16 protein-coding genes are annotated in these 19,717 nt (G+C 65.0%); 4 read left to right on the top strand and 12 right to left on the bottom strand.

The features are described from left to right. The coding region (locus VGQ44_03505; GenBank protein HEV8445853.1) for a protease at positions 1 to 369 on the bottom strand (369 nt) is incomplete at its 3' end. Between the two features lie 74 nt (positions 370 to 443). On the opposite strand from VGQ44_03505, the gene VGQ44_03500 reads away from it, so the two are divergent. From VGQ44_03500 to VGQ44_03485, 4 genes are all read left to right on the top strand, one after another. Continuing rightward, positions 444 to 1,349 (top strand): SAM-dependent methyltransferase, encoded by a 906-nt coding sequence (locus VGQ44_03500; GenBank protein HEV8445852.1) that lies wholly within the window; start codon positions 444 to 446, stop codon positions 1,347 to 1,349. 32 nt (positions 1,350 to 1,381) lie between these two features. Further along, the gene (locus VGQ44_03495; GenBank protein HEV8445851.1) at positions 1,382 to 1,897 is read left to right on the top strand and encodes a hypothetical protein; all 516 of its coding nucleotides are present in this window, start codon (positions 1,382 to 1,384) and stop codon (positions 1,895 to 1,897) included. Positions 1,898 to 1,922: 25 nt separating this feature from the next. Continuing rightward, positions 1,923 to 3,356, top strand: coding sequence for a peptidase dimerization domain-containing protein (locus VGQ44_03490; GenBank protein ID HEV8445850.1), 1,434 nt, complete (start codon positions 1,923 to 1,925; stop codon positions 3,354 to 3,356). Between the two features lie 225 nt (positions 3,357 to 3,581). Further along, complete coding sequence (locus tag VGQ44_03485; protein ID HEV8445849.1) at positions 3,582 to 6,032, top strand: ABC transporter permease; 2,451 nt, start codon at positions 3,582 to 3,584, stop codon at positions 6,030 to 6,032. Between the two features lie 171 nt (positions 6,033 to 6,203). Here VGQ44_03485 and VGQ44_03480 read toward each other — a convergent pair whose 3' ends face one another. The 11 genes from VGQ44_03480 to VGQ44_03430 form a co-directional block, all read right to left on the bottom strand. Continuing rightward, positions 6,204 to 7,580: a hypothetical protein gene (locus VGQ44_03480; protein ID HEV8445848.1), complete on the bottom strand. Its 1,377-nt coding sequence runs from the start codon at positions 7,578 to 7,580 to the stop codon at positions 6,204 to 6,206. A gap of 31 nt (positions 7,581 to 7,611) precedes the next feature. Then, on the bottom strand, positions 7,612 to 8,229 hold the full coding sequence (locus tag VGQ44_03475; protein HEV8445847.1) for a hypothetical protein: 618 nt from the start codon (positions 8,227 to 8,229) through the stop codon (positions 7,612 to 7,614). A 188-nt stretch (positions 8,230 to 8,417) separates the two neighbouring features. Next, positions 8,418 to 9,320, bottom strand: a complete 903-nt coding sequence (locus tag VGQ44_03470; protein ID HEV8445846.1) for a prolyl oligopeptidase family serine peptidase — start codon at positions 9,318 to 9,320, stop codon at positions 8,418 to 8,420. Between the two features lie 270 nt (positions 9,321 to 9,590). Further along, positions 9,591 to 10,868, bottom strand: a complete 1,278-nt coding sequence (locus tag VGQ44_03465; protein ID HEV8445845.1) for a nucleoside permease — start codon at positions 10,866 to 10,868, stop codon at positions 9,591 to 9,593. Beyond that, a complete protein-coding gene (locus VGQ44_03460) occupies positions 10,865 to 11,572 on the bottom strand; it encodes a DUF1080 domain-containing protein (protein HEV8445844.1) in 708 nt (235 codons plus the stop codon). Before VGQ44_03460 ends, VGQ44_03465 begins: the two co-directional genes overlap by 4 nt. Positions 11,573 to 11,574: 2 nt before the next feature. Next, complete coding sequence (locus tag VGQ44_03455) at positions 11,575 to 13,170, bottom strand: Gfo/Idh/MocA family oxidoreductase (protein HEV8445843.1); 1,596 nt, start codon at positions 13,168 to 13,170, stop codon at positions 11,575 to 11,577. A gap of 160 nt (positions 13,171 to 13,330) precedes the next feature. Then, entirely contained in the window at positions 13,331 to 14,596 is a 1,266-nt protein-coding gene (locus tag VGQ44_03450) for a Gfo/Idh/MocA family oxidoreductase (GenBank protein ID HEV8445842.1), read from the bottom strand. After that, the gene (locus tag VGQ44_03445; protein ID HEV8445841.1) at positions 14,593 to 15,279 is read right to left on the bottom strand and encodes a gluconate 2-dehydrogenase subunit 3 family protein; all 687 of its coding nucleotides are present in this window, start codon (positions 15,277 to 15,279) and stop codon (positions 14,593 to 14,595) included. The genes VGQ44_03450 and VGQ44_03445 overlap by 4 nt, the downstream gene beginning before the upstream one ends. Next, entirely contained in the window at positions 15,276 to 16,958 is a 1,683-nt protein-coding gene (locus tag VGQ44_03440) for a GMC family oxidoreductase (GenBank protein ID HEV8445840.1), read from the bottom strand. Before VGQ44_03440 ends, VGQ44_03445 begins: the two co-directional genes overlap by 4 nt. Beyond that, the gene (locus VGQ44_03435; protein HEV8445839.1) at positions 16,959 to 18,746 is read right to left on the bottom strand and encodes a DUF885 domain-containing protein; all 1,788 of its coding nucleotides are present in this window, start codon (positions 18,744 to 18,746) and stop codon (positions 16,959 to 16,961) included. Continuing rightward, the gene (locus VGQ44_03430; protein ID HEV8445838.1) at positions 18,746 to 19,651 is read right to left on the bottom strand and encodes a sugar phosphate isomerase/epimerase; all 906 of its coding nucleotides are present in this window, start codon (positions 19,649 to 19,651) and stop codon (positions 18,746 to 18,748) included. Before VGQ44_03430 ends, VGQ44_03435 begins: the two co-directional genes overlap by 1 nt. Positions 19,652 to 19,717 lie beyond the last annotated feature (66 nt).

The raw sequence follows: 19,717 nt of genomic DNA, 5'->3' as shown, positions 1-19,717 counted from the left end.
GAAGACGATCGATTTGCCGTCAGGCGTCCATCCTTCGACGATGTCGGCGCCCGGGTGCCACGTGAGTCGCTTGGGCTCACCGCCCTCCGCGGGGACGACGTAAACGTCGACGTTCCCGCCGTACTGGGCGCTGAACGCGAGCAGCTTTCCGTCGGGCGAGAACTTCGGATTCTCGGTCGTGCCCTGGAAGCTCGTTATGCGACGAGCGATTCCACCGCTCTTGTCGACGACCCAGATGTTGTTCGCATAGGCGAACGCGATCTGGGTCTTGCTCACGGTGGGAGTGCGCAACATGCGCGTTTGGGCGCCGGCGTTGAACGCGGCGGAGGCCGCGATCGCGGCCGCGAATACCATGGAGGAGCGACGCATAGGTCTGGGGAAAGAGACGGGTAAGCATCGCCTCCGTACCCACGCGCGTCCAGCCCAAAACCTTGACAGGCCGGTTGACGCTTCGCGCCGCACGGCCCAATCTCCAGTGGATGGTTGCCGCCCCGCCCCGCCCCCACATCGAGAACGTCTCCGATACCGCCAGATGGGTGGCGGTCTATCGCGCCATGGAGACGTCCCGGCCCGACGCCCTTTTCCAAGACCCGTTTGCCGCCCGTCTGGCAGGGGAAAAGGGGGAGGCGATCGTCGACTCGATGAAGCGCGGCCGCCAGATGGCGTGGGCGATGATCGTTCGCACAGCCGTCTTCGACGAGATCATCGAGGCACAGATCCGGGCGGGGACGGACCAGATCGTGAACCTTGCGGCTGGGCTCGATGCGCGCCCCTGGCGCATGAAGCTCCCGGCCGACCTTCGGTGGGTCGACGTGGACCTACCCGGCATTCTGGACTACAAGCTCGGGATCATGCGCGGCGAAAAGCCCGGATGCCGCTACGATGCGGTCCGCGCGGATCTCCGCGAGCCCGCCGTTCGCGAAGAGCTGTTCGCCCGGCTCGGCGCTCAGTCGCGGCGCACCCTCGTCGTCACCGAAGGGCTTCTCATCTATCTGACGACCGAGCAGGTTGGCGCGCTGGCCGCCGACCTCCATCGCCCGCCGAGCTTCCACTCGTGGCTGATCGACTTGGCGCGGCCGGAGCTGCTCAAGATCATGCAGCGCTACTGGGGCAAGTCGATGGGGAACGTCAACGCGCCGTTCCAATTCGCGCCGGATGAGAACACGAAGTTTTTCGAGCCGTTTGGTTGGCGCGAAGTGGAGTTTCGTTCCTCGATGGAGGAAGCGTACCGACTGCGTCGCGAAATGCCCATGATGTGGCTCTGGCGGCTCCTCGGGCGGTTTCGCTCGGCCAAAGTGCGCGAGCAGTTCAAGAGGTTTTCGGGAATCGTGTTGTTCGATCGTATCTGACAAACTCAACCATCTGCTTTGGAGGCAGACGCATGCAGCCGACGATGATTGTTTTGCGTCTTTTTCACGTTTTCTCGGGAGTGCTGTGGGTCGGCGGCGTCGCCATGTTGGCGTGGTTCCTGGTGCCATCGGTACAGGCAACCGGACCCGCCGGCGGGGGCGTCATGAAACACTTGTTGGTGAACACCAAGTTCGGACCGTATTTCCCTTCGCTTGGCGGACTCACCGTGCTCTCCGGGTTGCTCATGTACTGGCGCGACGCCGCAGGTTCCAACGGCGCCTTCTACTCGTCGCACATGGGAATGACGCTCGGCATCGGTGGCGTCGCCGGCCTCGTCGCTGTGATTTATGGCGGCGGCGTTGTGGGCCGGTCCGCGTCGGGTATGGCGAAGTTGTTCCGCACGATCGACGCTCAGGGAGCGCCGCCGTCGCCGGAGCAGACCGCGCAGCTCATGGCGCTCCGTGACAAAGTGACGTCGGGCTCCAAGGTCGTGCTCCCGATGCTCCTCACGGCCGTGATCGCGATGGCCGTGGCGCGCTACGTCTGATCCGTCTTCTACCGGAGGACACCGCATGATTCGCTCGCGATGCTGCGCCGCGCTTCTCTGCTTCGCCGCGCTGTCCGGCGCGGCGGCGCAGGAGACGCCCACCGAACGCGACGCCGCTCGCGACGTCGTCCACAAGCTCGACTCGCTCGAGAAGTCGCTCAACCTCCCCGCGCTCGTCGCCAAGCTCACCGGCCCGAATCCGGCGCGCGATCAAGTCGCGGCGAGAGCGAAGGAGCTCATGGACACCGAGCTTCTCGCGATGGGCGACGACATCACACGTCACCCGGAGATCGGCTTCGAGGAGAAGCGGTCGGTCGAGATCCTCGTCGACTATCTCAAGAAGCACGACTTCACGGTGCAGATGGGAACGCCCGGCCTCCCGACGGCGTTCATCGCGCGGTATACCAAGTCGACCGGCTCTCCCAACCTCGGCGTCATTCTCGAGTACGACGCGCTGCGCGGCACGAAGGGCGCGTTCCACGGCGACCAGCACAGCACGCAAGGGCCGATCGGCATCGCCGCCGCCGTCGCGATCGCCGAGTATCTCACGAAGACCAGGACGCCGGGAACGGTGACCGTATTCGGCACGCCGGGCGAAGAGATGATGCCGCCCAACGCGAAGACCGTGATGTTCACGTCGCACGTCTTCGACGGAGTGGACATTCTCGTCCGCAGCCACTCGACGACGGTGACGAGCCGACCGGCGCCGGGTTTCGGCACGTGCTGCATGAACATCGACGGCGTGAAGTACACGTTCAGCGGCGCGCCGGCGCACCAGCTCACGGCGTGGAACGGACGCAACGCGCTGACCGCGGTGATCCACTTGTTCAACAACATCGACGCGATGCGCAGCAACATGCGTCCCGAGGCGCGCATCCAGGGCGTGATCACCGAAGGAGGCGCGGCGCCCAACGTCGTACCGGACAAGACCGCGGCCGATTTCTACATCCGTTATCCGGACGAGGTCTACCTCGCGCAGGAGTTGCAAATCGTCGACGACGCGGCGCGCGCCGCCGCGCTCGAGACGGGGACCAAGGTCAAGATCGACCACTACGGCCAGAATCGCGACGGCGTGAGCATCGGATCGATCAACGAGGTCGCGTTCGGATATCTCAAGAAGTACGGCGGGCAGAACGTGCAGCCGGAGCCGGGCAAACCGCAGGGTTATGAAGAGACAGGAAGCGTGTCCAGCGCCATTCCGGGCGGCGAATTCAGCGCGATGACGTCGACGGCGCCGAACCATACGTACGAAATGCTCGCCGACGCGACGTCCCCGGTCGGACATCGCGGCTTCGTCACCGACGCGCAAGCGATGGCCGCGCTCCTCTACGATTTCGCGACGCGTGCCGACTATCGCACGATGGTCAAGCACGAGTTCGAGACGATCCGCGGGCTACACACCGAATACCTCGAGGGGCTCAAGAAGGTCTACACGGTGCCGAAGGTTCCGGAGCCGTAACCGAGCCACGCGGTGGGTCGGAACAATTTCAACGCAGATTGCCGCAGATTGAAACCGCGATTGCCGCGGATGAATCGAGGGGAACAACCCTGATTCATCTGCGGCAATTGTCGTTTCAAATCCGCGGAATCCGCGTTCAATTCTTCCCTGCTCGGTGCGAGTAGCGCCTCAGCCGCCCAGGCACCGCAGAACCAACCCTTTCTCGGCGCCGGATGTCTATGCGGCATGTCTCTCCCTTCCCTCCGGTCGGGCGTTGACGCGGTCGGGCGCGACCTGCGGTTTGCCGCGCGCGGTCTGCGCAATACGCCCGCGTTCACCGTTGCCGCGGTGCTCGCGCTCGCCCTCGGGATCGGCGCGACGACCGCGATCCTGAGCGTCGTGCGCTCTGTGCTTCTGCGCCCGCTGGCGTATGTCGACGCCGACCGCCTCGTCGTGCTCCTCCACGACGGCCGCAATCCGGCGTCGCCGCGAAACTTCGACGATTGGCGATCGCAGACCCGCAGCTTTTCCGACATGGCCGCCGCGGAGTATTGGACACCGGACCTGACCGGCGGCGACAACCCGACGCAGGTGATGGGGCTGCGCGTCACCACCCGCATGTTTCCGATGCTCGGCGTCGGGCCGGCACTCGGTCGCGTCTTTACAGTCGCGGACGAGCAAACCGGGAACGAGCACGTCGTCGTGCTCGGCTACGGACTGTGGCAGCGAATGTTCGGCGGACGCCGCGACGTACTTGGGACCTCGATGTCCCTCAGCGGATCGCGGTACACGATCGTCGGTGTCATGCCAAAGTCGTTTCAATTCGCGCCGTTCTGGGCAACGCACTCCGAGCTGTGGGCGCCGCTCGCGCTCGCGGGGCGAATCAACGACGGACGAAGCCTGCGCGTCTTCGCGCGGCTCGCGCCGACCGTCACCCTCGAGCAGGCGCGCGCAGACTTGCGCGCCGTGACCGCGCGCCTCGAGGCGAGCGACCCGGGGACCAACAAGAACGTCGTGATCACGCCCCTCAAAGAGAAAGTCGTCGGCGACATCCGGACGCCGCTGCTCACGCTGCTCGTGGCCGTGAGCTTCGTGCTCCTCATCGCGTGCACCAACGTCGCACACATGCTGCTGGCGCGAGCCGCCTCGCGCCAGCGAGAGATCGCCGTACGCACCGCGCTCGGCGCGACGCGCCGACGTGTCGTCGTCCAACTGCTCGCCGAAAGCTGCGTGCTAGCCGCCTTGGGCGGACTCGGCGGCGTCGCGCTCGCGATCTGGGGAGTCCGCGCGTTGGTCGCAGCTGGTCCGGCCATCATACCGCGCGTGACCACGTTGACGGTCGATGGCTCGGTGCTCCTGATCGCGTTTGGGATTTCCGCCGCGACCGTCGTGGCGTTCGGTCTTCTTCCCGCCATTCGCGCATCGCGAGTGGATCTGGCCGAAACGTTTCGCGACGGCGATCGTGCGTCGAGCGGCGGCCGAGCACGATCGCGCGCTCGAGACGCGCTGGTCGCGTCGGAGTTCGCGCTGGCGTTGGTCCTGCTCGTCGGCGCGGGGCTGATGATTCGCACGCTGGTCGCGATGCAGCGAATCGACCCGGGCTTCGATCCGCGGAACGTCGTGTCGATGATCGTTTCCACCGCGGGCACGCCCGCCGCGGACAGCACGCGCCACGCGGCGTTCTACGAGAGCTCGCTCGAGCGAGTGCGCGGCGTGCCTGGCGTCGTATCGGCGAGCTACATCAACCATCGGCCGTTCGACGGCGACATGTGGGGGTTCCAGTTTCGCGTCGAAGGACAGCCGCGGCCGCGCCCGAACGAATGGCCGACGGCGACGTATCGCGTCGTGTTCCCGAACTACTTCGCGACGATGCGAATTCCAGTTCTCCGCGGCCGAGACATCTCGGGAATGGACCGCGCGGATGCGCCCAGGGTCGTGGTCATCAACGAGTTCATGGCGAAGAAGCACTGGCCGGGACTCGATCCGATCGGCCGCCGCATCTCGCTCGACGATTCCAACTGGGTCACGGTCGTTGGCGTCGTGAAGAATCACGTGGGCGAGTCGCTGACCGCGCCGGCGGAGGAGGAGATGTTCCTTCCCTTCGCGCAACAGCCGCGCTACGTGAACGGCCTCGGCGCATCACGCACCATGACCCTCGTCGCGCGCGTGGCGTGCCGGCGCGTCGAGTGCGACGCGAGTGCTTCTGTCGCGGCGATCAGCGGCGCAATCAGGTCCGACGAACGCAACATTCCGATCTCGGCCGTCGTGAGCTTCAGCGCGCTCGCCCGGTCGGCTACGGCGGAATCGCGCTTCTATCTCACGTTGCTGACCGCGTTCGCGGCGGTGGCCGTGCTCTTGGCCGCGGTGGGGATATTCGGCGTCATCACGTATGCGGTGTCGAGACGCACGCACGAGATTGGAATTCGCATCGCGCTCGGCGCGGAACCGGGGTCGGTGATGCGTTCCATTGTCGGCGAGGGATTGTCGATCGTCTCGGTGGGCGCGGCCGCCGGACTGGCCGCGGCGATCGCGCTCACGCGGCTGATGCGAGGCATTCTCTACGGCGTGAGTCCGACCGACGCGTGGACCTTCGCCGCGGTGACCGCGTTGCTCGTCGGCGTCGCACTGGCGGCGAGTCTGATACCGGCGCGACGGGCGACGCGAATCGATCCGCTGATCGCGCTGCGATCCGAGTAGCGAGTGGCGGCCCACGACGCGCGGACGAGCTACCGAGCAAGGTCGAGCAGTTTCAACGCAGATGCCGCAGATCTGAAAACCAATTGCCGTTCAAAATCTGCGGCCTCTGCATTTCCCCTTTCGCACATTCGATAGTGCGCGCCTACCCAATCGGACCGTCGTCGTCGACCGTCACTTCTTGATGCCCGGCGCCGGCAACGCGCCGCTGCTCGGCACGTTGCTGGCGGTCGGCGGCGGACCGACCGGTCTCGGCGCCGGTTCCTGGCCGTCGAAGATTCCGCGCGAGACGAGTTGCGCGGCCAGCACCGTCTGAATGACACCGGTGATGCTGTTCGTCGTCGACGCGGCGGCGCCGCCGTTTTCGCCGCCGGAAATCGTGATGAGCTTCGCATCCGACAGTGCGTTGGCGATGACCGGCGCGATCTGCGGCAGCATCTCGATCTGGCGGTAGCGGAAGTACGACTCGCCGCCCGCCGCGATGGCCTGGTTCACCTTCTGGATGCTCTCGGCCTGCGCCTCGGCGATCTTGCGAATGCGAATCGCTTCGGCGTCGGCCGCTGCCTCGGCCTCGAGGCGGACGCGCGCCGCGTCGGCTTTCGCCTGCGCGATCTGCGTCGCGTCGAGCTCGGCGGTGCGCTGGAGACCGGAGGCTTCTTGACGCTTCGCCTCGGCCTGCGCGATGAGCGCAGCATTCGAGGCCTTTGTCTGCTCCAGCTCGCGCTGTTTGTCGGAAATGGCACGCTCGGCTTCGAGTTGCGCTTCCTTGGCGCGTCGTGACTGGTTGGCGGAGACGATGTCCGCGTTGGCCTGAGCTTCGGCGGCCGACTGACGGCGCCGAGCTTCGGCGACCTCCGACTGCACCACCTTGATGTTGAGCGAATTGAAGATGAGGCCAAGGTCAGTGAGCTCGCGCGAGCACGCTTTGCGAATGATGACCGCGAGCGGATCGTCCTCGTCCTCTGGAGCCAAACCGGTCTGTTCGAGCGCCACGGACGGCGCGGGAGCCACCCGGACGGGCAGTGAGCTGCCCGCCGCCGCCGGCAGCAGAGGCCGCATCGCGCTGGGCGTGCCCTTGGCCGAGAAAAGCTGGTCGTGTGTGAGCAGGTTCATGGCCCGACGACCCGAGCTCGAGAGCAGGTCCGTAAGCGTACTGAGCTGGTCCGCGTCACTTTTCGAGAAGAAGCGGTTCGCCGCCGTCTTGATGAGCGCGTCCGTTTCGCCGACAGAGACGATCGCGCTGGCAAGCACGCGCACTTTGATCGGACGCGGCGTCCCGTTTTCGTCGACGTCCGCCGTCTGGTCGGTGATGTCGAGATCGATGTTGATGACCTTGCTGGAAATCGTGGTGCCCGTCGTGAGGAGCGGAATCTCCTTCGATTTGCCCGGCCCGCGATAAATGACCGTACCGCCCGTCAGCCAGCTGACGAGGCGAATCGTGCCCGCTTCGACGTTCCGAAGAATGCTCGAAACGATCGCCGGAATGACGATGAGGACGAAGAAGACCGAGCCTATCCCGATGATGACTGGGGTGGTGATGAGGGATTGCATGAGCGACTCCTCGAAGGAGGCGAGAGGTTTGTTAGAGTAGTGATACCGTACAGGTCTGTCGTTCCGCGTTCACGTCGTCGATGCGCAGCCGTTGACCGGCGCGAACTCTGCCGCCGAGCACGCGGTCCTGCGGTTGCAACGTGGCGAGGATCTGCAGCACCTGTCCGTCCAACTCGAGCGAGACGATGCCCTGACCGTTGTCGTCGAACGCGCTGACGGCGACGGCTTCGTCGGCGACGGCGCTCTCTAACGTCGCCGCGGGCCGCGATGCGAACCGCATCGAGAGATTCCAGAGCGGCGTCACGATCAATCGCTCGAACACCACGGCCCCAACGGCCGCCGCGCCGAGCAGAAGCGGACCCGGAAGCACCGAGTGCAGCATCGCACCGGTCGCACCGAAGCCGAGCATGAGACTGAACAGGAAGCGCGGCGACGTGACGAGCCAGAACGCGCGGCCGGCCGTGGCACCGGCGTGCGCGTGACCGCCGTGCGCGTGCGCTCCGTGCCCCGCGTGCGAGTGGCCGTGGACGAGACCGTGCGAGTGGCCCGTCGCGCCGTGGTGACCTCCACCTCGACTCCCGAGGCCACCGAGCGCCATGGCCGTGAAGCCGACCGCGCCCAGGACCATGCTCGAGATGTAGAGATCCATCGTTCGGAAACTCGTGGAAGGTCGGACAACCAGAGATACAACGGAGCATGCGATCGCGAAGTTGCAGACGTCGCGATGTGGCCGTCCTTGCGCGAGTTATGCTACCACTTCGGCACCGGTTCGGTAACTGGCATTTGCTTCCTTTGTTCGGCGAGCCAGGATTCCGGCCACTTGCGCTTTCTGAAACACTACTTGAGCGCCGCCCGGACGAACGCGACCGCTTCGGGGCCCCAGATGTGCATTCCTTGGGCGCCACCGAAGCAATGCGCTTGCTGGGCGTCGGGGCCGGTGGCCGGGAAGACCTTCACCCGGTTGGACGCATTGCGCCGCATGAGAATCGGACCGAGCACTTTCGACGGCTCGAGGCTCGCATCCTTCGCCGGCTGAATTAGAAAAGTCGGAATGTCGATCTTCGATACGACGTCCTTGAGACGCGCTTGCAGATCGGGGCTGTTGTTCCAGCTCAGCGCGGCCGGCGAGATCGAGACCGCCGCGCGATACCCGACATGTCGCGAGGCGCCGAAGATCGTTTGAATGCCGCCGAACGAGCAACCCGCGACCACAAGACGCGTCGCATCGACGAAGGGCTGGGCTTTGAGAAATGCGAGGCCCGCGAGCTGGTCGTCCACCTGCGACGTCTCGAGGAGCCGAACGCCAAGCCTGACGCCGGCGGCCTGCCCGTGCAGTGCCGACTCCTTGTCCATCGACTCGCGGATGTATTCGCCTTGCGAGTCGCTGTGTCCGCGCCGCATCGGCGCGAAGACCACAAATCCCGCGGGTACGAAAACGGCGGCAACCGAGTCGAACTGCGGTCCGCGGCCCGGATCCGGCTCGCTGCCGTGATTCCACAACACGGCCGGAAATGGCCCGTCGCCCGGCGGCTTGAAGAGATAGCCGGCGAGCGTGAGGTCGCCGCTCTTGAATGTGACGTGGCGCTTGTTGAACGAAGCCGGCTGCCCCGACGCCGGCGTCGCGCGCGCCGTGCTGGCCACGATCGTCGTGGTCGCTCCGGTCGCCACGATCGCCGCCGCCAGAATGATCGGCCGTCGCCACCGGCTGAAGTGCACCTGATTGCCGCGCATCGAACGCATACCAACGCTCTCGTCGATTTCGATGAAGCTCAATTCGACGCGGCGTTGGCGGTTCGCGCAAGGCGCGAACGTTGCTCCGGCCGCCGACGGCCGATCGGTGAATCCGAACGAACTCCCGGGGATCCAGTTTCGCTGCGATGCGATGCATCGTATCGCGAATGAGATGCGAAAACGACATCGCGCGTCATGGGCGACTCATAGGTCGCCTCATGCGCGCGATGTCGCTAGTCGTCGCGTAACGACTGCATGGATTCTTGGGACGGTTTGCGGCTACGCCGTCACCACTTCCGCGGGGAGAGCGGCCGGCTGCTTGGCCGGCTTGAACAACAGACCGAACAACACGAAGACGGCAACCGCTCCGATTGCCGGTACCATCCAGATCGCGTGCCAGTCGTGCACCACCTGCGTACACGCCGCCGCGCCGGCGCACGACGGACTCGGCGACGCATACTGCGCCACGACGCGCCCCGACACTGATGCGCCGACGAAGTAGCCGACGCCGTTCGTCACGAAGTTGATGAACCCCTGCGCCGCCGCGCGAACCTTCTCGCCCGCGCGCTGGTCGGTGTAGATCTGGCCGCTCACGAAGAAGAAGTCGTAGCACACACCGTGGAGCAGGATGCCGGCGTACAGCATCCACATTCCCGACCCCACGTTGCCGTTGCCGAACGCGAAGTAGCGAAGCGCCCACGCGAGCATGCCGCCGAGCATGATCGCCTTGATGCCGAAGCGGCGCAGCGCGAACGGCAGCACGAGCATGAACCCGATCTCGGACATTTGTCCAAACGTCTGAATGAAGGCCGGGTCGGGCGCCTTGATCTCATTCAGAAACAGGTTCGTGAACGTATAGTAGAACTGGAGCGGGATGCAGAGCAGGAACGAGCCGAGCACGAACATGAAGAAGTCGCGGTTGCGCAGAAGGCTCAGCGCATCGAGCCCGAGCGCGTCGCGCACGCTGAACGGCGCACCCGCGCCCGTCGGCGGCGTGTGCGGCAGCGCGAGCGAGTACAGCCCGAGCACGACCGACGCTCCCGCGGCGATCTGCATCGGCACGGCAAGCGCGTCGGCGTGCAAGACTTTGCCGACGAGAATGCCGGCGACGATCCAGCCGATCGTCCCGAGCACACGGATGATCGGGAAATCGCGCGCCGGATCTTTCACGTTATGGAACGAGATCGAGTTCGTGAGCGACAGCGTCGGCATGAAGCACAGCGCGTAGGCCAGGAGCAGCGGATAGAACGTGCTCCACGATGTCTGCGCCGAGACGAGCCACATCAGAAGGCCGCCGACGATGTGCAGGATCGCGAGCAGTTTTTCACTCGAGAAGAATCGGTCGGCCACGATACCCATGAAGAACGGCGACACGATCGCCGCGATCGCCATCGCGCCGTATGCGGCGCCGATCTGGGTGTCCGTGAAATGCCGCGTCTGTCCGAGATACGTGCCCATCGTCACGAACCAGACGCCCCACACGAAGTACTGCAGGAACATCATCGCGGAGAGCTTCGTGCGTGCGCCCCCTGCCGCGGCGCCCGTCGCTGCGGTCATGGCAGCTCCCGAATGCGGATGTTGCGAATCGAAAGCGTTCCGTTGTGGTCGCCCTGGATGCCGATGTAGCCGCGTTTGGCCAAACCGTAGTTCGGCCAATCTTTGAACTTGCTCGCCGCGACCTTCGCCTTCCAATCAGGGCTCCACAGCTCGTACTCGACGACTTTCTGTCCGTTGAGCCAATGCTCGACGTGCGCGCCCTTCACGATGATGCGCGTCGTGTTCCACTCGTCGGCCGGCTTCACGACGCCGCGCGGCGGCGCGTAGAGGCCATAGGCTGACGCGGCCGACGTCAATGGATTCTTTCCGTCGCCCGCGTTCGCGTCGTCGAGCAGCTGATACTCGGGGCCACTCCAGTAGATGTGGTCGTACTCTTTGGTCGCGTGATAGAAGATCCCGCTGTTGCCGCCCTTGCCGATCTTCCACTCGAGCTCCAGCTCGAAGTTCGAGAACTGGTCCTTCGTCATGATGTCGCCGGTGCCGTGCGACTTCGTGATCTCGTTGCCGGCGACGGTCCATCCGGCCGGCACCTCCATGGTCTCGTAGCCGCGGAACGCGCTCAGATCGAGCACGCGAAATCCGCTGGCCGCGGCCTGGGTCACCTCGGCGACGTGCGCCTGCGTCGAGATCCCGCGATGGATGCATCCGCCCATGGAGAAAAGGGCAAGCGCGGCCGCGCTGCCCACGAACGTCTTCGCTCGCATCGTCAAATCGCCCACCCCGCGCGGTATTCGCGCGTGAGATATTGGTTTGCATCCGGCGCGTTCGTGAATTCGCTCTTCGCCGAGTCGTAGATGACCTTCTTCCCCTGCCCCGCGTGGAGCGCGGCCACTCCGAGGAGCATCGTCTCGGTCAGCAGTGCCGAGTATTCGAACGGCGAGCTCGCTTTCGTTTCGCCGCGAATCGCCTTCGCCCAGTTGAGCTCGTGGCTCCACGTGATGCGCGGCATCGTCTTCGGAACCTTCGCCGCGACTTCCATGAGGCCAGCCGGATAGCAGCGCGGGTTCGACCCGTACGTGTCGTTGATGAGAATGCCCTTCTCACCGACGAAGATTACGCCGCCCTCCGACACGAGAGTCACGTCGTCAGGCAGCACGTCGGGGCGCGGCGGATAGAGACCACCGTCCGTCCAGAAGAGCTTCACCGGCGGCATCGACCCTCGAGCCGCGAACTGGTAGTGCACGTTCGTCGCGGCTGGATACGACACCGGCTTTTGTTTGCTGCGTGACGCCGGCGAACCAGCCGGCGCGGTCGGATCGCCGGGGATCGTCATCGTGCCCCACGGCGTGGACGTCGCTTCGATGCTCGTCGGATATTCCAGATTGAGCGCCCAGAACGGATGGTCGATCAGGTGCGCTCCCATGTCGCCGAGCGCGCCCATCCCGAAGTCCGTCCAGCCGCGCCAATTGAACGGGTGGTAGATCGGGTGATATGGAATGTCTTCCGCCACGGGACCCAGGTAGATATCCCAGTGGACTCCCTCGGGAATCGGATACGAGCCGGCGCCCATTCCTTCGGCGAGCGTGCGGTTCACTCGCCCTTGGTTCCACGACGTTCCGAACGAGGTCGAACCCGCCTGCATGATCAGGTTCGGCGCCTGCGGTCGCGGAACGGGCTGCGGCCAGTAGCCAAGCGGACGGTTGGTCCAGACGTGCACCTCGCGCACCGGGCCGATGACGCCGGCCTGAATCCATTCGTTGATCAGGCGCGCGCCTTCGCTCGAGTGGCCCTGATTCCCCATCTGGGTGACGAGCTTCGGATTCGCGAGCGCGGTCTGCCGAAGCACGCGCGCTTCGTGGACCGACCATGTCAGCGGTTTCTGGACGTACACGTGCTTGCCCAAGTCCATCGCAGCCTTCGCGACGACCGCATGGTTGTGGTCGGGCGTCGCGACGACGATCCCGTCGATGCCCTTCTCCTTCTCGAGCATCTCGCGGAAGTCGTAGTACTTCGCCGCCTTGTCGAATTGGTCTTTGAGCTTCGTCGCCGCCGGACTGACCACGCCTTCGCGGTTCGGACGCAGTTTGCTCGTGACGTTCGTCGCTGAGAAGTTCAGGTCCACGTCGCAGACGGCACAAAGATTTTCCGTCTTCGCCAGTTCCTGCGCGTTGCCCGAGCCCATTCCGCCGAAGCCGACGACGGCGAAGTTCACGACGTCGCTCGGCGCCCGATATCCGGGCCCGCCCAGGACGTGCCTCGGCACGATCATCGGTGCATTGACGGTGATGGCGGCGCCCAGCACAGCTTTGCCTGCGTCAGCCATGAACTCGCGACGTGTGATCTGATCGTCGGGCTTTGACATTCTCGATCCCGCGAAGTTGGGGGGGGGTTGATGTCCGTTGTAGAGCGGCGTCCGGGTGGTTTATTAATGCACTGCGCGGATGCGAATGGTAAGAAACCTCTTGGGGGCGCCCCGCAGCAAGATCACGGCGGGAATTGCTAGTTCCAGCAGTAGCTCTCGGTCATGGGTGCCAAATGCCCTGCGCCACCGCCGGAACGAACGCGTCCAGTCCGAGCGGGGGAAACGAGAGCGTCCGCCGCTCCTCGGCGCTCTGATACGCGGTCATCAAGATCTTCACCACGTCGAGCCCGTCGTCCAACGTGAGCTTCGGCTTTTCCTTGCCGAGGAATACACGCACGAAGTGGCGATCCTCCGCTTCGTAGCCGTACGCCGCCGCCTCGTTCGCGACGACCGGCATCTGGCCGATTTCCGCGTTCTGCTTTTCGACCAGATCCTCGCCGGCCTTTCCTTGCACGGCGCGTGAGAAGAAGAGCTTGAGCCCGCTGTCGAGCGTGTTCCAGGCCATCGAGTATTCCGGTCCGAGCAGCTCGGCCGAGAGTCGCAACCCTGCGCCGACGAAGCTCCACGAGGTCGACGCCTCGCCGATCACCGTGTAGCCGTCGTCCGTCTCGAATTCGATCGTTGTGCTCGCGAAATCTTCGGCGGGTTCCTTGGCGTAATTCACGTCGCGGCCGAATGTGTTGGTGAGCTGCTTCACGTAGGTCGGGCGAGTCCATTTGAGGCTCGCGATGTGCGCGGTGACGCGCACGGGCTTCACCGTCGACAGCGGCGCGCCAGGCTTCGTGAGCAGATGCCTCACGACGAGCGCCGAGTGGCACATCATGTCGTTCAACACCCCGCCGCCTTGAAGCGCGCCGCGCCAGAACCAGGGCATGTGCGGGCCGCTGTGTTCCTCGGCGGCACGCGCGAGATACGGCCGGCCTGTCGTCGCCGCACCGCGCGCCCAGAGCAGGTCACGCCCCGTCTCGACCTGCGGCGCGAAGACTTGGTTTTCGAGATAGCCGTGCTTGATCCCCGTGCGCTTCACGAGATCGCGAACCTCGATCGCCTCGGCGACGTTCCGCGCCAGCGGCTTTTCGCAGGCGATTCCGGCGAGCGTGCCTTTTCCGCGCTCGATCGCGTCGACGAGCTCCTCGACGTTCTCTACTCGCGCCTGATTGGGACCCGTGAGCCAAATCGCGTCGATCGCGGGATCGGCGACCATTTCGGTTACCGACGCGTACGGCTTCGCGTTACCGACGTCGAGATCGCGCGCGAACTGCGCGGCCGAGGCGGCGTTCTTTTTGTGGGGACTCCAGACGCCGAGGACGTCCGCATCGCGCACGGCACGAAAGGCTTGCAGGTGGAAGCGCGCGTTGAATCCGCTTCCAATGAACGCGACGCCGAGTCGCTTTCCCGGCTTCGCGTCTGTTTTTTGGGGGCTCATTTTTGCTCGGGACTTACACGTGTGGTCATCAGGTCGTAGGTCACACCGAGCTTCTCGAGCGCGGCGGGCGGGCAGCCGTCGTAGCCCGGGTTGAACACATTGCCGATGTATTGAAGGTCCTTCCACCCCAACGCGCTCGAGTAGAACCCGGAGGCGGTCATGTCGCGCAGCCGATTGAAGAACGCGACGCCATGCGACACGCCGGGCGGCGCCTTCTGCGGAAACGCGATGTCGTCGAGGATCTGCCGCCGCTGCTGATCAGTTGCGGCGACGAAGGTTTTCGCGAACCGCTTCTCCGACTCGGTGTCGATCCACGCGAGGCCGCCGCGCATCGCGACCTGCGTCGCCGGATTGGCGTCCTTTTCGGCGAGCAGATAGTCCATGTACTCGGGGACTTTCGCGTCGGTCGCGCTCCCAGAGACGTCGTCGCGTGGAATGATGTAGTCCACGAGTACGCGGAGGGTCCTCCACTCGTGCTGCGTGAAGAAGCGAGGCGCGGCCGCCTGCACGGCCGCAGCGGCCTGAGTTTGTGAGGTGACCTGCTCGAGCGCCGTCGCCGGGCTCAACGCCGCCGCGACTGGGACCGCGCCGAGCACTTGCAGCATGCGCCGGCGCGAAATCGTCGCGTCGGTCGAGGCCGGACTCGCGGTCTCGAGCTCGCGATCGTCGTTCGTCGTGCTCATATCGCCCCCGCTGCGCGTTGCTGCGCGATGTATTCGCTGGTGCGCCATGACAACGCGAGAATGGTCCACGTGGGATTCTTGTCCGCCTGCGACACGAACGGCGCACCGTCGGCGACGAAGAGATTCTTCACGTCGTGCGCTTGGCAGTTGGCGTTCACCACGGACGTCGCCGGGTCGGCACCCATGCGCGCGCCACCGAGCTCGTGGATGATCGTCCCGCCGTCGGCGAGACCGTAGTTCCGTTCGCGCGACGGCATCGGCGACGACGGCGTGCCGCCCATCGCCACGATCAACGCGCGGAAAGTCTCCTGCATGTGCTTCGCCTGGTTGATCTCGTAGTCGGTGAACTTCCAGTGGAAGCGAAGCACGGGTATTCCGAAGCGGTCGACCATCGTCGGATCGAGCTCGCAGTACGAGTTCTCGTTGGGGATCATCTCGCCGCGGCCGTCGAACCCAATCGAGGCGCCGTAGTACTTGCGGTAGTCGGCCTTGAGCTGTTTGCCGTAGCCCCCCCCGTTGAGCCGCTGGATTCCGGCGCCCGATCCGGCGCCCGGCTGTCCGGCTCCGCCGTACACTTCTATATGGTAGCCGCGCGGGAAATCCAGCTTCGAATTGTCGAGCCACCACGGCATGTAGACGTGCATCCCGCCCACGCCGTCGTGGTTGTGCGGGATGTGGTCCTCGAGCGCGGGGATGTGTCCCGACACGCCCGCGCCGGTGGTGTCCGTGAGATACTTGCCGACGACGCCGCTCGAGTTGGCCAGCCCGTTCGGGTGTTGGCTCGACTTGGAGTTGAGCAGTAGTCGCGCGGTTTCCATCGCGCTCGCCGCGAGCACGACGACTTTGGCGTTGACGTGTTCGTCGGTGTTCGTGTTCTTGTCGATGTACGACACGCCGTTCGCCAATCCGTCTGCCCCGACCGTCACCTCGCGCGCCATCGCGTTCGTGATGAGTGTCAGCTTCCCCGTCTCGAGCGCCGGCGCGATGAGGACGTCGCCGCTCGAGAAGTTGGCCTTCACCTGACAGCCGCGGTTGCACTGGCCGCAATAGTGACAGGCCATCCGTCCGTTCAGCGGCTTCGTGATGATCGACAGCCGCGCCGGGATGCACGTGACGTTCAGCTTGTCCGACGCTTTCTTCACCAACAGCTCGTGACACCGCGGCTTCGGCGGCGGCATGAAGATGCCGTCCGGCGCGTTGCGGAGGCCTTCGTTCGTGCCGTACAGACCGATGAACTGATCGACGTTGTCATAGTAGGGCTTCACGTCGTCGTAGCTGATGGGCCAGTCGTCGCCGAGCCCGTCGAGCGATTTGCGCCGGAAGTCGTCGGGGCCAAAGCGCAGGGAGATCCGGCCCCAGTGATTCGTGCGGCCGCCCAGCATGCGCGCGCGCCACCAGCTGAACTGCGTGCCGGGCGCTTTCGTGTACGGCTCGCCGTCGATTTCCCAACCGCCGTCGCACGCATCGAACTCGCCGAACGGACGCCCGTGGATCGACGCGCCCCGGTGCGGCGTCGCGTAGTTGGGCACGAGCATCTTCGAGTCTTTCGACGCGAACCAGCGCGGGCCCGCTTCGAGCATGACCACGCGCGCTCCGGCCTTCGTCAGGACGTAGGCGGCCATGCCGCCGCCCGCCCCCGAGCCGATGATCGCGACGTCGTAGACCGGTCGTTGTCGCATCTAGGGAGTATCCTGTCTGGTTGCCTGCTTCACCGCGGTGGGATCGTTGAACATCAGCCACTCGACTACCGACTGTGGCAGCGTTCCGTAGGAAATGACCTGATCGTGGAACGCGCCGAGCCGAAAATCATTCGGGTGCGCGTCGCGGTAACGGCCGAGCAATCGCATGAAGCCGAGCTTCCCGACGATGTACGTCATTTTCTGCGTCGGTTGCGAAGCGGCACCCGCCGCTTCACCCTCGGCCGCCTCGCGATCGAGGCCGCCTTCGTTCATGAAATACTGCACGGCCTGCTCGAAGGTCCATTTGCCGGTGTGCAAATTCGCGTCGACGCCCACGCGCGCGGCGCGATAACGCGAAAGACGAAGCACTTGGCCGTGACCGCCGGTGTTCTGCGCGATCAGACCCTCGTGGAGCGCGACCTCCTCGAGATAGAGCGCCCACCCCTCGGCGAAGACGCCGTCGCCCTGTTGGCGTCTGATCTCGTCGGAGACGTGGTTCGAGATGCTGATCTGGACGAAGTGTCCGGGCAAACCCTCGTGGACGATCAGCGGCCGCGGATCTTCGATCGCGGCTCGAATGTAGAAGTTCTTGCTCTTCGGATCGTACGTCGGAATGAAGTAGAAGCCCGACGGATCCTTGTCATAGAGGCCCGGCGCATTCATGAAACCGCCCGGACTCGTCGGCTTGAACGCCTCGGGCAGCTGGCGTATGTAGAACGGCCCGAGATACGGGGGCAACGTCACCAGCTTTTTGGCGTTGATGAAGTCGATGACTTCCTTCTCGCGCGCTTGGTACGTTTTGAGAAAATCCGCTTGATTTGTTGGGATGCGCGGCGCTCGGGAAGGATCCGGATTGGCGAGGCGCGGATCGGGGAGCATCGCTTCGAGCGAACGATACCGGGCAAGCTCCGTCTGGCCGATCGTCGTGAGCTGGTCGGCGTTCAGCGGCAACAGATAGATGTGGTGGAGCATGTACTCGTAGTTCGCCGTTCCCATCGCGCGCCAGGGCGGCATCGACTTCGCGCGCGCGGCGAGCCAATCGGCATACGCGTGGAGCGCGGCGATCGCGGAGTCTCGCGACGAAACGAGCGCCGATCGTTCTGACGGCGAGAGATCCTTCGCCAACGTCATCAGACTCTCGGTGTACAGCTCGTCTCCGCCGCGCGCGGCGTCGATCGCCAGCTTGGCGTAGAGTGAGACGGGCTTGGTGAGATTCGCTTCGCCCTGACGAAGCATCGCCGGCGTCGCGCGAAGCCGCGCGGTCGCCGCGAGCGCGCGTTGTCGGGCCGGCGCGTAATCCTTCGTCAGAAGCGAGAAGATTCCGTTCGAGATTTCATTGACGTACGTCTGCGGATCGGCGTGCTCGGCGTCCTGCACGCGGTTGTAGAACTCCGCCGCCTCGAGCTGCGACCGAAACAGCACCCAGTCGACTTGGTCGTCGCGGCTCCACGTCGCCGTGTCGATTGCGCGGACTTGGGCGAGCAGTCGCCGGACGTACGCGCGCCGTGCGTCGATCGCTTCGGGCCGGTAGTCGGTGAGACGATCGTCCCACGTGTGCAGTGCCTGGCCGCTCGACGCCACCGGATAGCTCACCTTCACGGAATCGTAGTATGCCGCCGCGATTCGCCGCAGATCCGCCGGCGTCGCCGCTGGTCGGCGAACACCGGGCGGCGCTTTCGCCGCGAGGAGCGGCGGCACTCCGAGCGGAGCGATCAGCAGCACGGCGAGCTGCAACGCGGCGATCGCGCGCGTGCCCGGGCTCAAACGCGGTACGCGGTGCTCGAACACTAGAATTCCAGATTCGAGAGATACTTGTAGCTGGCCGCGGCGCTCGCCATCGGGTCGGGCGGATTGTCGTGCTCGACGAAGTAGTGCTCGACGCCCTTGCCCTTCGCGAAGATGGTCTTGAAGTCGATCACGCCCGCGCCGACGTCCGCCATCTTGTGGTCGGGCGGTCCCATCGAATCCTTCGCGTGGAACATCGAGAACCGCCCGGGATAGGCGGCAAGAAGTTGGAGCGGGTCGGCGCCGCCGTTCACTGCCCAATAGATGTCCATCTCGTACGACACGAGCGCCGGATCGGTCTCCTTCATCAGGATCTCGATCGGCAGCACGTCGCCGGTCTTTTTTACGATGTCGTTGTGGTTGTGAAACGCGAAGCGGAACCCGGCGGACTTGCATGCCTCGCCGGCCTTGTTGAATCGCGCCGCGACCTGCTTCCAGTCGTCGGCCGTCGTCTTGGGTCCGCGCGGCAGCGACGCCACCGTGATGAACTCGTGCCCGATGACTTTGGCGTCGGCGAACGTCTGCGCGCCGCCGGTCTCGATCGCTTCGATACCGACGTGCGCGGACGGCGCGGTCAGGCCGTTCGCCTTCAGTATGTCGCGGATTTCGCTCGCGGCGTGGTTGTAGTAGCCCGCGAACTCGACCTCCTTGTAGCCGATCTTGGCCAGGGCGGCGAGCGTGCCGGCCATGTCGGCGGACACATTGCTCCGAACCGTGTACAGCTCCATCCCGACACGGGCCAGCTTCTTCGGCGTCGCGGGGGCCCCGGGGAAATCCGCGAGCCGCTCGATCCCCTCTCCTAGTGCGCGTCGCGCCGACACACTCAGCGCCGCGACGCCGAGCGTCGCGAGAAAGCTTCTTCGATTCTCCATGTCCTCGTCGGAGCAGAGTTGTGACATCGCAAACATGGTCGGACGCTTCGGGCGCGGCAATGCCGTCGGCGGGTTCGCTGGCGCCCGGGGCGAGCTATCTTG

It is taken from the genome of Gemmatimonadaceae bacterium, from assembly GCA_036003045.1.
GTDB lineage: Bacteria > Gemmatimonadota > Gemmatimonadetes > Gemmatimonadales > Gemmatimonadaceae > JAQBQB01.
The sequence above is the reverse complement of the archived record's forward strand: the minus strand, read 5'-3'. Positions and strand labels throughout refer to the sequence as shown.

Coding starts and splice junctions, on each gene's coding strand:
- VGQ44_03495 (HEV8445851.1), top strand. CDS start 1,382: ATGCAGCCGACGATGATTGTTTTGCGTCTTTTTCACGTTTTCTCGGGA.
- VGQ44_03490 (HEV8445850.1), top strand. CDS start 1,923: ATGATTCGCTCGCGATGCTGCGCCGCGCTTCTCTGCTTCGCCGCGCTG.
- VGQ44_03485 (HEV8445849.1), top strand. CDS start 3,582: ATGTCTCTCCCTTCCCTCCGGTCGGGCGTTGACGCGGTCGGGCGCGAC.
- VGQ44_03480 (HEV8445848.1), bottom strand. CDS start 7,580: ATGCAATCCCTCATCACCACCCCAGTCATCATCGGGATAGGCTCGGTC.
- VGQ44_03475 (HEV8445847.1), bottom strand. CDS start 8,229: ATGGATCTCTACATCTCGAGCATGGTCCTGGGCGCGGTCGGCTTCACG.
- VGQ44_03470 (HEV8445846.1), bottom strand. CDS start 9,320: ATGCGTTCGATGCGCGGCAATCAGGTGCACTTCAGCCGGTGGCGACGG.
- VGQ44_03465 (HEV8445845.1), bottom strand. CDS start 10,868: ATGACCGCAGCGACGGGCGCCGCGGCAGGGGGCGCACGCACGAAGCTC.
- VGQ44_03460 (HEV8445844.1), bottom strand. CDS start 11,572: ATGCGAGCGAAGACGTTCGTGGGCAGCGCGGCCGCGCTTGCCCTTTTC.
- VGQ44_03455 (HEV8445843.1), bottom strand. CDS start 13,170: ATGTCAAAGCCCGACGATCAGATCACACGTCGCGAGTTCATGGCTGAC.
- VGQ44_03450 (HEV8445842.1), bottom strand. CDS start 14,596: ATGAGCCCCCAAAAAACAGACGCGAAGCCGGGAAAGCGACTCGGCGTC.
- VGQ44_03445 (HEV8445841.1), bottom strand. CDS start 15,279: ATGAGCACGACGAACGACGATCGCGAGCTCGAGACCGCGAGTCCGGCC.
- VGQ44_03440 (HEV8445840.1), bottom strand. CDS start 16,958: ATGCGACAACGACCGGTCTACGACGTCGCGATCATCGGCTCGGGGGCG.
- VGQ44_03430 (HEV8445838.1), bottom strand. CDS start 19,651: ATGTTTGCGATGTCACAACTCTGCTCCGACGAGGACATGGAGAATCGA.